Here is a 12,733-nt window from a genome sequence, read left to right on the forward strand (position 1 = left end):
GTTCCCGCGCCGGCAGGTGCTGGCGATGCTGGCGGCTGCGGCCGCCGGCGCGATGGCGCTGGCGCCCGCCGCCCGGGCCAGCGACGCCTATCCGAACAAGGCCATGCGCATCGTGGTGGGCTTCCCGAGCGGCGGCGCGCCCGACATCCTCGCGCGGATCTTCTCCGAGAAGACCAGCCTTGGCCAGCCGCTGGTGGTGGACAACAAGCCCGGCGCCGGCGGCAACATCGGCGCCGAGGCCGTGGCCAAGGCCGCGCCGGACGGCTACACGCTGGCGCTGGGCACGGTGGGCACGCACTCGATCAACGGCGCGCTCTACAGCAAGATGCCGTACGACATGGTCAAGGATTTCGTGCCGGTCATCCTGCTGGCTTCCACCCCGAACGTGCTGGTGGTGCACCCCTCGGTGCCTGCGAAGAATGTGCAGGAGCTGATCGCGCTGGCCAAGTCGAAGCCGGGCCAGTTGACGTTCGGTACGCCCGGCGTCGGCACCTCGCTGCACGTGGCCGGCGAGCTGTTCAATACCATGGCCGGCACGAAGATCACGCATGTGCCGTACAAGGGCCGGGCGATGGCGATTCCCGACCTGCTGGGCGGCCACATCACGATGATGTTCGACAACCTGCCCTCGGCGCTGCCGGTGGTCAAGGAAGGCAAGCTGCGGGCGCTGGGGGTGACCAGCGCGCAGCGGTCGGCCTCGGCGCCGGACATCCCCACCATCGCCGAGCAGGGCCTGCCGGGCTACGAGGCCACGTCGTGGTTCGCAGTCTTTGCGCCCGCGAACACGCCGAAGGATGTCGTGGCAAAGCTCAATACGGAATTGAACCGCATCTTCACGCTGCCGGACGTCCAGGCCAAGCTCAAGACGCTGGGACTCGATCCGGTCCTGGGGACGCCCGAGAAGCTCGCGGAGTACCAGCGTAGCGAAATGGCCAAATGGGCCAAGGTGGTCAAGGATTCGGGCGCCAAGGCGGAGTAGGCGCGCGGGGCGGAATGGTTGGCGGTGAAGCCGGGTGGAAGCGTGAGAAGGTAGCGCGAAGGCAGTCGCGCTACCGCTCAGAACGTGCGCGCCGCCGTGCCAGTCTGGGGACGAAATCGGTACCCGATCTTGGGAACCGCCGAGACGCACGTGTCGAGCCCCAGCGGGTGCAACGCCCGCCGCAGCCGGGACACCAGTTGCGTCAGGCAGTTCTCGTCGACCATCGCCTCGGGGCCCCAGACCGAGGTGATGATCTGGTGCCGCGACATGACGCCCTCGCCGTGGTCCTTGAGTACGATCAGCAGCCGCAGTTCGAACCGTGTCAGCTTGGCGATGATGCCATTGAACGAGACCACGCCCTGCGCCTCGTCGATATGCATCGTGTCGTCATGGTCGGAAAGCGCCGAAAATACCGGGGCCGTGGAAATCGGCATGCCCAGCCGTGCCAGCACATTGGCCAGTCCGCGCGCCTGTTCGAGCGCGGATTCAGGCTGGAAGACTGGTTCCGGTACGGCGTCTTCCGGGGTCTCCATGGCGGGCGGCGATACCGTGGTGGTATAGGCCACCGGGATGAAGCGGTACCCCTGGCGCGGTACGGTCACGATATGCCCGTCCAGGCTGACCGGACTCAGGGCCTTGCGCAGGCGGTACACCAGTTGCACCAGATAAAGCTCGTCGACCAGTGCGGCGCGTTTCCCCCAGACACCCTTTAAAAGATAATCCCGCGATTTAACCGCGGCCTTTCCCTCCACCAGCAGGCGCAGCAGTTTCTTTTGCTGTCCCGTTATCTTCGCTTCCACGCCGCCACGTAATACACGGTCCGTATCCCAATCAAAAAATACCGAGTCGCCATTCCGGATCATTTTGTCTCACCCCATGTCGTCATCGATGGACGTCAAGCGTATCGATACGCAGAAATAGCTCCCATGGAAGATATTTTCATCCGTATCTGACCCGCTCGGGTGACAGCGCATGACCGGGTGCGCCGTGAATATCGCGGATTCTCGAAACAATCGCCCGCCCGGGGTGCTCGTCATGTCTCGCGCAAATAGAAATGCCGCGCACTTTGGTCGATTGTCAGAACATCATGATTTGACGGAATTGAATACTGTCAGGCGCGGAAGGCCGTCGCATCATAACCCAATCGGGTAGTAAGCCGAATCTGACCAGACCGTCTTCACACACTGGTGGATTTGGCGCGATCCATAACCTTCCATATCGTCCATTCGCGCGGATGGATCGGCGCCATTCGATATTCGGGACCATATCGCATAAGGGAAAAACCCGACTGCCGCGATGTCCGGCCTGCCCCACCGGTGCACGCGGCGATGGACCAGATATCACCTGCGATATTCCATGACGCATCCATGTCATTGCAGCGGCGAAATCGGAAAGATGCATTCCGTTGCCGATGCGGCCATTCGCGCAAATGCGATGGCGCCGCGGCGACGCCAAATCAATCTGCAAGGACAGACGTCATGACAAAGAAAACCGGTAACAAAAGCGGGCAGCCGCTCGGCCAGGCCACCCAGGCCCGGGCGGGACTGACTTCGCGTGTCTTCCGTAGTGGCGACCCCGCCGACAACGCGCCGCCGCGCCCGGCGCGCAGCGTTTTCGCGGGCCGTCGCAAGCTGCTCCAGGCAGGACGCACCAACAGCAAGCTCGTCTATGACGGCGATCCGGGCGATCCGTCGATCCCGGCCTCGAAGGGCGCCTCGGACAAGACCTACCAGCAGAACAATTTCGACCCGGCTTCCGAGGCGGAGAAGTACTCGTACACCTCGACGCGCGTGGCCAAGCGGGTCTACAACAAGTACGGCTCCACGCAGAACAACACCGAGGTGTTCGGCTACTACACCGACTGGTCGCAGTACGACGGCCGCCTGGATGGCAATTTCGCCAATTCCGCGGCGGGCCGTGGCACGGACCTGATGCTGCTGGATGCGGCCGCGTATGACCGCCTGATCATCGGCTTCGCCGGCATCGTGGGTGACCAGGGCGAGAAGCGCTTCACGATCGACCAGGCCGCCGTGGACTTCGGCAAGAAGCTCAACGAGGGCACCTTCACCGATCCGTGGGGCGACGTGGCATCGTTCCGCAACGTGGGCTTCACGGGCTGGGTCAGCAACGACTACAAGGACCTGTTCGACCAGAAGAAGGCGCAGGGCGTTCTGGGCGGGCTGGCCAAGCTCAAGCAGCAGAACCCCAAGCTCAAGATGTCGTTCAGCCTGGGCGGCTGGACCATGAGCGGTGCCTTCCACGCCGTGGCCGCTGATGCCTCCAAGCGCCAGACGCTGATCGAGAGCCTGGCGTACATCTTCGACCGCTTCCCGATGTTCACCGAGGTGGACCTGGATTGGGAATATCCGGGCATGCCCGGCGCGGGCAACCCGCACGGCCCCGAGGATGCGTCGAACTTCCAGCTGCTGGTGCGCGGCATCAAGCAGCGCCTGCCCCATGTGCGCGTGAGCATCGCTACCGGCGCCGCCCATGCCACGCTGCTCGAGGCCGATATCCCCGGCATGCTGGCCGCCGGCGTGGAAGGCATCAACCTGATGACCTACGACTTCTTCGGCACGCCCTGGGCGCCGAAGCTGGCGCACCACACCAACCTGTATGACCTCGACATGTCGGACCCGGAAGGGTTCAGCATCGACCGCGCCGTGCAGTACCTGCTTGGCGTGGGCGTGCCGTCGAAGAACATCTTCGTGGGCTATGCCGCGTACAGCCGCAGCGCGCGCGGCGCCCTGGTCTCGTCGTGGTCGCCGCTGGCCGGCACCTACGACCGTGGCGCCGGCACCACCGTCGGCACCTATGAGTCCGGTGCCACCGAGTTCTACGACATCCTGTACAACTACCTCGACCTCGAGGCGAAATCCGGCATCAACGGCTTCAACGTCTACACCGACACGGTGGCCGACGCCGACTACCTCTACAACGCCGAAAGCGAAGTGTTCATGTCGATCGACACGCCGCGCTCGGTGCGCGAGAAGGGTCGGTACGTGCTGGAGAACAACCTCGGCGGGCTGTTCACGTGGACCATCGACATGGACAGCGGCGTGCTGCTGAACGCCGCCCGTGAAGGCCTGGGCGCCACGCCCACGCAGGAAGTGGTGGACATGGAGCCGTTCTACTTCGAAGGCATCAACGTCGAGGACGTCGACAAGCCGCCCGTTGCCGTGATCGAGGGACCGACCGAGGCGTTCATCGGCGATATGGTCAAGTTCTCGGCGCTGCGCTCGGTCGGCAGCGACCTGACGTACAAGTGGGGTGCCACGGGCCTGCAGTTCCTGGACGGCTGGACCGGCCCCGCCGCCGAGGGCGTCGCGCCGCCGCCGGAGCACACCTACACGGTCACGCTGACGGTGACGGACGGCCGCGGCCGCTCCGCCACGGCCAGCCAGACGTTCAAGGTGAAGACCAAGACCAACCAGCAGCCCACCTCGCGCATCACGGTGATGCTGGAGTCGGGCACGCCGTACGGCCTGTCGGGCGAGGCCTCGTTCGATCCGGACGGCCATGCGCTGACCTACCTGTGGGATGCCCCGGACCTGCCGTTCCACAACAGCACCGCCGAGCTGGTGGAAGGCACCGCGCCGACCGTCAGCACCGTGACCGACTACTGGGTCAAGCTGACCGTGAACGACGGCTCCGAGACCAACCAGAGCGCCATCTTCCTGACCGTCGTGCCGGGCGACGACGTGCCGGGCAACGTGGTGGCACGGATCACGGGCCGCACCCAGTACGAGGCCGGTGCGCCGATCCACCTCTCCGCCGTGGAATCGACCGGTCCCGCGCCGCTGCTGTTCGCGTGGACGGCGCCGGGCCTGTCGTTCGACGGCGCCGACGAGATCTCGGTCTCCGCCAGCGCCCCGATCGTCGACCGCGACACCACGATCCAGGTCACGCTGACCGCCACCGGCGATGCCGGCACCGGCGACAGCGATACCGCCACGGTGGAGATCCAGATCCTGGCCGGCGGCAGTTCCGGCGAGGAAGGCACGTGGCGCCCGCAATCCTACGACTCGGGCGCGGAAGTCACCAACAACTACCAGGGTCAGGGCCTGCACAGGTATCGGGCCAAGTGGTGGGTCGGTGCCGACCAGGAGCCCGGCGACCCGGCGTACACCTCGACGGTGGACGCTGGCGACTCGCGCCCGTGGCTGGACCTCGGCCCGGCCTGAACCGGTAGCGAGGATGGTTGGCCGGCGATGAGCCGGTAGCGGTTCCGGGGATGGCGACGCCAGGCAGGGCGGCGTCATCCCCGGTTTTTTCATTCCGGAACGCGCAGCGGAGGCGAGCGATGAAGATGGCTTGTTCGATGGCGGTGGCCGGCGCCGTGCTGACGGGCTGCACGGTCATCACGGTGGAAGGCAACAATAACCAGATCCGCGACGCGGGCGGCCACGGTGGCCTGGCGCTGCCCGATGTGCCGCCGGCGGGTGCGGGCCGGCATCCGGGGCGCGAGCGGCTGGAACGACTGGAACGACTGGAACATCGTCACCCGGGCAGGGCGCCGCCCGAGGCACCTGCCGGCGCGCGTTGAGAATCAGCTGTCGGCAGGCATGCGCAGGCGGCTCAGGCTGACCAGCGCCCCGGCCGTGGCGACGAGTGCGGCCACGTACAGGGCGATTCGTGCGGCGCCGGCGGCGTCGAGGCTGAACAGCAGCGCCACCACGGCGGTGCCCGTGGTCTGGCCCAGCAGCCGGGTGGTGGCCTGCGCCCCGCTGGCGCCGCCGCTGCGCGCGGGCGGCGTGGCCAGGATCATGGCGCGGTTGTTTGGTGACTGGAAGAACCCGAAGCCGATGCCGCACAGCGCAGTCCGCCAGGCGATGTCCAGGCTGGTCGCGCCCGGCCCGAGCACGGCCAGCCCGACGAGCCCCGCCGCCAGCATGGCCAGCCCCATCCCCGCCAGGATGCTGGCGGGGTAGCGGTCGGACAGCCGTCCGGCCACCGCAGCCATCACGGCCACCATCAGCGGCCACGGCGTGATCAGCAGGCCGGTCTCCTGCAGGCTGCGGCCGAGCTGGTATTCCAGATAGAAAGGCAGCGACACGAACGCGAGCATCTGGGTCATGAACGAGCAGAACGAGGTGCCCACGGCCAGCACGAATGCCCGGCTCTGGAACAGGTCAACCGGCACCAGAGGCGCCGGCCGCCCGCGCTGGCGGCGCACCAGCAGCCATCCGAGCAGCGTGGCCAGCACCAGGCTCGCCACGGCCGCCGGCTTCCACGCCGCATGTCCCAACCCGTCGAGGCCGAGGATGAACATGCCGAACACCACGGCCGACAGCACGGCGCTCGGGTAGTCGAACGGGTGGCGCTCGGCCGGCGTTTCCGGCAGCGCCCGCCTGGAAATGGCCAGCGCGAAGACCGCAACCGGCACGTTGACGGCGAACAGCCATGGCCAGCTGCCAACGGCCAGGATCAGCGCGCCGAGCGAAGGCCCGACCGCGATCGTGACGCCCACGATCAGCGCGTTCAGGCCGATACCCCGGCCGAGCTTCGTGGGCGGGTAGATGCAGCGCACCAGGGCCGTGTTGACGCTCATGATGCCCGCCCCGCCAATGCCCTGGATGACACGCGCCGCGACCAGCATCGGCAGGTTGACGGACAGCGCGCATAGCAGCGAACCGGCCAGGAATGTGGCAAGCCCGGCGCGGTAGACGCGCTTGTAGCCAAGGATATCGCCGAGCGATGAAAGCGGCAGCAGGAAAACCGTGACCGTCAGCTGGTAGGCATTGACAACCCAGATCGTCCGCGAGGGGTCGGACTGCAGTTCGCGCGAGATCGAGGGCAGCGCGATATTGGCGATCGAGCCGTCGAGCACGGCCATGATCAGGCCGCAGAATACCGTCAGGATGGCCCAGGTGCGCTGGGGCTGCGGAAGACCTTGGTAAGACGGCATGAGTCAGGCGGGCGGGGGCTGGCGAGGCGGTGGGACGACCAGCCTGCACCCGGTGACGGTTCCACGTTGCCGGGCACGGACGCTGGACGCGCGTGCGCGTCATTATCGTCCCGGAACCGTTGACTGTGCAATGATTGCCGCGGTCTTTACACCAGGGTGGCGGGGTCGGCGCCATTGCTTCTGGCCGGATTCATTGCCCCGGCGGGCGTCCCGCGTCCCGCCTCGCGGAACTGCCGGACGGCGTCCTGCATGACGAGGGCGGCGGCGTCCAGTTCGGGGGGCCAGTCGCCGGCGGTGTCATGCGCCAGCCGTTCCACCAGGCGGCACGCCCCGACGATGCCGTGCTCGGCCACCACCAGGAATGCGCCGGCGGAGCGATGCGCCCAATGCCGCAGCCCCGTCACGTCCTTCCGGACCATGATCGCGGCCAGTTCTGGCTCGTCGTGCTGCAGGTGATCGCGCAGGATGCCGCGGTAGCGCTCAAGCTCGGCCGGAGGGAAGGGCGATGCCTCGGGCGCCTCCTCCGCCGTGCCGGCGGCTTGTGCCGGAATACCGGCCAGCGCCGCACCGAGCGATGCCAGCGAAGCCGGTTTCGCCACATACCCCGTGAAGCCGCGCGCCTGCCAATCGCCAGCCTGCCCGCCGTCCGTCACCGCGCTGAACGCCAGCACCGGCAGATCGGGCCAACTGGACCGGATGGCTGCCAGCAAGGCATAGCCGTCCATGATGGGCATGTGGATGTCAGTGAGCACGGCATCGATGCGCCCCGGCTGCTGCCGCAGGACGTCCAGCGCCTGCCGTCCGTCGCCGGCCACCTGCGGACGCCAGCCCAGCGATTCCAGCTGCTCGGCAATCAGCATCTGGTTCAGCGGGTTGTCCTCGGCCACGAGGATGGTTTGCCCGGTGGGCGGGACGCCGTTCCGGGCCGTCTCGCCGCTTTCGGCCGGCTCTGGCTCCGCCGGCGCCATTGACCCGGCCCCGCCGATGTCCTCGTCATCGAGCGCGGCAATGGCCGATGCGAGCAGCGCCGTATGGGAGAACGCCGTGACTTCGTAGACGCCGTCCTGGCGCTTCACCGGGCGCTCGGGGCCCTTGAGCGTGATCCAGACCGCGTTGGCCGCGTGGATGCGGCGCAGCTCGGTCACGGTGGCCAGGTCGTATTCGCCGGTCACCATCAGGATATGCGGCCGGTTGTTGCGCAGCCACGCCTGGGCCGCCGCCGGCTGGTGGAACGTCTGCACCCGCCATCCGGCCCGTTCCAGCCACGCGCCGAGCATCGTGCCCGACTCCACCTCCTGGCACAGGATCATGGCCCGGCTGCCCTGTACCTCGGGCTCGTGGCGCGCGGGCTCGCCATCGATGGCCGGCAGCGGAATCGCGAAGCTGAACGCGGTACCCACGCCCTCCACGCTCTCCACGGCGATATGGCCGCCCATCATTTCGGTCAGCCTGGCACAGATCGACAGCCCAAGCCCGGTGCCGCCGTAGCGTGCCGAAGTGCTCGCCTCGCCCTGCACAAACGGCTGGAACACGCGCGCCACCAGCGCCGGCGGCATGCCGATGCCGGAATCGCGTACGCGGCAGACCAGCACGTTGCGGCCTTCGGTGTCCGTCGCCACCTCGGCGCTCAGCACGATCTTGCCGCATGAGGTGAACTTGACCGCATTGCTGAGCAGGTTGCTGACGATCTGCGCAATCCGGGTGCGGTCGCCCAGCAGGGCCATGTCGAGGGTGGGGGAGAGATGCACGTAGAAGCGCGTCGGACGGTCCGCCACCATTGGCGCATACGACATGGCCAGGTTTTCGAGATCGTCGATCGGCCGGAACGGCTCGTTGACGAGCTTCATCTCGCCCGCGTCGATCTTCGAGAAGTCGAGGATGTCGTTGACGATCCGCCGCAGGCCGTCGGACGCCACCTGCAGCGCGCGCAGGCGGGGCGCCTGAGCGGCCATGCCGTCGGCCCGCGCCAGCAGTTCGAGGTTGCCGAGCAGCGCGTTCAGCGGCGTGCGGATCTCGTGGCTCATCGACGCAAAGAAGTTCGAGCGGGCCCGCATCATCGCCTCGGCGGCCTCGCGCGCCTCGCGCAGCTGATGTTCGAGCTGGTGCTGCGCGGTGACGTCCTGCACGGCGCAAAACAGCACGTCCTCGTTGCGGTAGCGCACCGGGGCGTAGGTCATCGACAGGAAACGGGGCGGGTCGGCCGGCCCGGCGGGCACGGTGATCTGGGAGATCGAGCGCGGTGTCTGCATCGCCTCGGCGATATGGGCTGGCAGCGACGCGCCCTGGCTGCAGCCGAGCAGCGTGTCGGCCACCATGTTCGAGGTCAGGATCAGCCGGTCGCGTTGCCGCACGATACAGAGCCCGACCGGCGTTGCGCTGACGAGGATATGGTTGATCGTCTCGTTGTCGAGCGCGCGCGCCGCCTCGGCGTGGCTGCGGCGCAGCAGGTGGATGTCCCAGTACCGGGCTGCCAGCACGATGGCGACGATCAACAGGGCGGCAATCGCGCCGATCACCGCCAGTTCGGTCGTGATGGCGGCCAGCAGCGTGCGGTAGGAGAGGGCGTAGACCAGCGAGCCGAACTCGCCGAGCGGCTGGTTCAGGAGCATGCCGCGCGCCGTGGCATCGATCGACTCGACCGACATGCGGCGAATCTGCGCCAGGATGCGATCCGCCATGTCCGGAGCCATGGGGGGCGACACGTCGAGCGCGGTGCCATCGTGCCCGACCAGCAGCAGCGTGGCCGGGTCGCTGGGCCGTTTGAGCCCGGCCAGGAACGAAGCGACCGGCACGCTGGCCGCCATGATCGCCACCTGTCCGTCCGGTGCGGCGGCCGTGCCGGCCGTCACGATGGCGCGCTGGCCGGTGATCGGATCGGTGATCGGGCCGATCCACTGCGGCGCATCGGTGCCGCCCCGCGGACGCACGATGTCGCGCAGCCCCGCCAGCCGTTCGGCGCCAAGCAGAGCCAGCGCCGAGTCCGACAGCGGCGACGGCGACAGCACGATGGCGTAGGCCGCCTCGCTGTCGACCACGTAGGCGAGATGGTCGAGCCCGAACGCGGTCTGGGTCGTCAGCGTTGCTGTTGCGATCTGTTGCAGTTGCCAGAGACGCTCGGGCAGGTCGCGCCCCAGCGCATGGCGGGTGCTGGCCGGCATGAGGATCACGAAGCGCCGGTCGGCCGCGACCGCGACGCCGTCGCGTTGGAGATCGGCCAGCAGTACGGGGTCGGGTGAAGTTGGGGCCGAAGCCCCGAGAAAATAATGAAGCGTGAGCGCCGTGCGGCGCAGAAACGACGACTCGCCCTGCAGTTGCAGCGAAATGGCGCTGACGTATTGGGCCACATGCCCCCGCCGGACATCGAGGTGCCGCGCGGCGGCAAGCCCGGCCAGCAGCAGCGCCGACACCATGACGATTGCCACGAGCAGCGCGACCGTGACGTAGTAGAGCTTCTGCTGCCGCCGGGCATTCGCCGCCAATGTCTCGAAAGACTGTGACAGCGACTCCTGCGTCCGGTCGAGAATCTGCTGCATGGTGCCGGGTGGTCAGATCAGACCATTCTCGTACGCGTACCGGATCAGGTCCGTGTTGGTCTGCACGTTGAGCTTGCGCATGGCCACGGTTTTCTGGCTCGATATCGTGCTGACCGAGCGGCCGAGCTTGTTGGCGATCTCGTTGAGCTGGAAGCCCTGCGCGTAGAGCCGTACCACTTCCAGTTCGCGCAGCGTCAGTTCGGTGCTGGGCGCGGTCACGGTGGCCGCGTTGTCGAGCACGGAGCGGATCGACGGCGAGTAGAAATAGCCGCTGCTGACGGTAACGTGGATGCAGGCGCGCACGATCTCGTCGAGTTCGTCTTCCTTGCTGACAAAGGCCCGCGCGCCCAGCTTCATGGCCCGCGTCACGACGCCGGCGTTGTTCTGGGCGCTGACCACGACGATCCGGGTTTCCGGATACAGGCGCGTCAGCCGTCGCAGCAGATTGAAGCCGTCGAGCGAGGTATCGCCGTAGCCCATGCTGAAATCCGTCACGGCGACATCGACGGGATTCTGCGCCAGCGCGCCGACCAGCTCACTGCCATTGGTGCATTCGCAGGTCACCTGGAAGCCAGGCGTGCGTTGCAGGCAATCGCGCAGTGCGGTGACGACGAGAGGATGATCATCTGCCAGGGCGACACGGATGGTTTTTGCAGGCATGCCTCATTGTCCTTTTTTGCAGAAACGTTGCGGCGTCGTGTTCGGGAACGCTGCGTCGAAGGAGTCGTACTTTCGCAAACATAGGAAAAATACTCCACCATGGACCGAAAATCACAATTTGATGGAATATGGAATTGTGACCCGTCAGAGTTTGATGGAATTTTCCGGGAATTTCGCCGTGGCCTGATTGGCTGACGGTAAATTTAAAGAAAATACGATATGTCGAACGGCGGCGGTGGGTCAGGCAATCTTCGTGGCATGTCTCGGATGAGTAAACAATGTGCGTGTGATTCCGGTTACAGACGATTCAGTCCTGGTACCCGTAGATGATGTCGGTGACAAGCGCGTCATTTTGCTGACGGTCAACAGAATTTGAAATCGTAATTTCCTTGGATTTGGGGGATTTTGCCGGGGGGAAGTCCCTGCGGGGTGAAAGGCCGCCAAGCAGGGTCGGCGGGCCTTTCCGGGGGAGGAAGGGCAGCGCTACGCGGACGCGGGCTGCAGTACGTTCACCTGGCGCGACAGGGCGTCGGTCAGGCCGCGATACTGGGGCAGCAGCAGGCTGGCGCGCTCGATGAACGCCGCGCAGCGCTGCGACTGCACCGGCGGGCTGGTCTGCACGAGTACCGCGGCGGGATGTGCCAGGGCGGCGTGGTGCGACAACCATGGCGGCATTTCGGTCACACCGCGCAGCCGCAGCAGCATCAGCAGTTCGACCGGCATTGCCTGTTCCACCGGGTGGTCGAAATCGAACAGGGATTGATCCGTATCAAGCCTGCACTGGACCATGTGGCGCTCTGCCAACGCGTTGGCCAGCGGCAGGAACCGGGTGTCGTCGGCCTGCCACGCCTCGACGATGCTGGCGAGCAGTGCGTCGCTGCGCTGGAACGAGGTCACGGGCACACTGACGTCGAGCGCCTGGCCGGCAACGCCGACGATCATGCCCGTCATGCCGTTCAGAGGATTCTGATGGGCCAGCGCCTTCTCCACGCCAAACCACGATTGCAGCGCGAATGCCGCCAGCTCGTTCCAGCCGAGCGCGAGCAGCATGGCCACCTGCAGCGACATGTCGCGCTCGTAGGTGTGGCGGCGGCTGGGCCCGCTCCACTGGTCACGGTGCAGCGCCAGCGCATGCGTGCCGGCCAGCGATTCCACCACGCCCAGATGCAGCGATAACCAGCTGGTCTCGGGGGCACCCGTGCCGAGGTCGATGGCGCGCCACTGGCGCAGCCTGCCGAGCCAGAACATGGCACGGGCCGCGCGCGGGACCGGCACGGCGTTGGGGGCTTCCATGAAGGCGGCGAGCGTGTCGCGATACATGCCGTGCAGGGCATTGGCTTGCGCCTGGGCGGTATGGAGCAGCGTCTGACTTCGTTCGTCGGCGCCCCGCTCCTTCGAGAACTTATTGCGCATGGTCTGTCCTGTTGATAGTAGAGATGAGCTTCGACACTAAATGGATAAGCACACTTGGGCTATCGCCATGGACTTAAAAATGTGGATTTTCCGTAAATGTCGTATAGCATGCATCTTGATTGAACCCGTAAATAAAGTGCGAATGTTTTAAAGAATCTGCCAATTTAGTGGAATTACGATTTCTGCGTCGGTGCCGTTTGCTGCAGACTGGCGTTGCCTTTCAAATCGAGCCGAAATCCG

At 66.2% G+C, this 12,733-nt stretch carries 8 protein-coding genes; 3 read left to right on the top strand and 5 right to left on the bottom strand.

Annotated elements, in window-relative coordinates:
• The first annotated feature begins 52 nt into the window (after positions 1-52).
• Positions 53-979 carry a Bug family tripartite tricarboxylate transporter substrate binding protein gene (locus EV147_RS17940; protein ID WP_407923260.1) on the top strand — a complete coding sequence of 309 codons (927 nt, stop codon included), beginning with the start codon at positions 53-55 and terminating at the stop codon, positions 977-979.
• A 77-nt stretch (positions 980-1,056) separates the two neighbouring features.
• Here EV147_RS17940 and EV147_RS17945 read toward each other — a convergent pair whose 3' ends face one another.
• Positions 1,057-1,842 (bottom strand): winged helix-turn-helix domain-containing protein, encoded by a 786-nt coding sequence (locus tag EV147_RS17945; RefSeq protein WP_130392590.1) that lies wholly within the window; start codon positions 1,840-1,842, stop codon positions 1,057-1,059.
• A gap of 615 nt (positions 1,843-2,457) precedes the next feature.
• Between EV147_RS17945 and EV147_RS17950 the strand changes: the two genes are divergently transcribed.
• Complete coding sequence (locus EV147_RS17950) at positions 2,458-5,163, top strand: glycoside hydrolase family 18 protein (protein WP_130392591.1); 2,706 nt, start codon at positions 2,458-2,460, stop codon at positions 5,161-5,163.
• A gap of 119 nt (positions 5,164-5,282) precedes the next feature.
• Positions 5,283-5,525, top strand: coding sequence for a hypothetical protein (locus EV147_RS17955; RefSeq protein ID WP_130392592.1), 243 nt, complete (start codon positions 5,283-5,285; stop codon positions 5,523-5,525).
• A gap of 3 nt (positions 5,526-5,528) precedes the next feature.
• Here EV147_RS17955 and EV147_RS17960 read toward each other — a convergent pair whose 3' ends face one another.
• The 4 genes from EV147_RS17960 to EV147_RS17975 form a co-directional block, all read right to left on the bottom strand.
• On the bottom strand, positions 5,529-6,887 hold the full coding sequence (locus tag EV147_RS17960) for an MFS transporter (RefSeq protein ID WP_130392593.1): 1,359 nt from the start codon (positions 6,885-6,887) through the stop codon (positions 5,529-5,531).
• A 146-nt stretch (positions 6,888-7,033) separates the two neighbouring features.
• The gene (locus EV147_RS17965; protein ID WP_130392594.1) at positions 7,034-10,420 is read right to left on the bottom strand and encodes an ATP-binding protein; all 3,387 of its coding nucleotides are present in this window, start codon (positions 10,418-10,420) and stop codon (positions 7,034-7,036) included.
• Between the two features lie 12 nt (positions 10,421-10,432).
• Positions 10,433-11,080 (bottom strand): response regulator transcription factor, encoded by a 648-nt coding sequence (locus EV147_RS17970; RefSeq protein WP_130392595.1) that lies wholly within the window; start codon positions 11,078-11,080, stop codon positions 10,433-10,435.
• 483 nt (positions 11,081-11,563) lie between these two features.
• Entirely contained in the window at positions 11,564-12,493 is a 930-nt protein-coding gene (locus EV147_RS17975) for a hypothetical protein (protein WP_235844807.1), read from the bottom strand.
• Positions 12,494-12,733: the final 240 nt, after the last annotated feature.

This window comes from Cupriavidus agavae (genome assembly GCF_004217045.1).
Lineage (GTDB): Bacteria > Pseudomonadota > Gammaproteobacteria > Burkholderiales > Burkholderiaceae > Cupriavidus > Cupriavidus agavae.

Bases quoted from the DNA above. Each gene is read 5' to 3' on its own strand.
- EV147_RS17940 (WP_407923260.1), top strand. From the start codon at position 53: ATGGCGCTGGCGCCCGCCGCCCGGGCCAGCGACGCCTATCCGAACAAG.
- EV147_RS17945 (WP_130392590.1), bottom strand. From the start codon at position 1,842: ATGATCCGGAATGGCGACTCGGTATTTTTTGATTGGGATACGGACCGT.
- EV147_RS17950 (WP_130392591.1), top strand. From the start codon at position 2,458: ATGACAAAGAAAACCGGTAACAAAAGCGGGCAGCCGCTCGGCCAGGCC.
- EV147_RS17955 (WP_130392592.1), top strand. From the start codon at position 5,283: ATGAAGATGGCTTGTTCGATGGCGGTGGCCGGCGCCGTGCTGACGGGC.
- EV147_RS17960 (WP_130392593.1), bottom strand. From the start codon at position 6,887: ATGCCGTCTTACCAAGGTCTTCCGCAGCCCCAGCGCACCTGGGCCATC.
- EV147_RS17965 (WP_130392594.1), bottom strand. From the start codon at position 10,420: ATGCAGCAGATTCTCGACCGGACGCAGGAGTCGCTGTCACAGTCTTTC.
- EV147_RS17970 (WP_130392595.1), bottom strand. From the start codon at position 11,080: ATGCCTGCAAAAACCATCCGTGTCGCCCTGGCAGATGATCATCCTCTC.
- EV147_RS17975 (WP_235844807.1), bottom strand. From the start codon at position 12,493: ATGCGCAATAAGTTCTCGAAGGAGCGGGGCGCCGACGAACGAAGTCAG.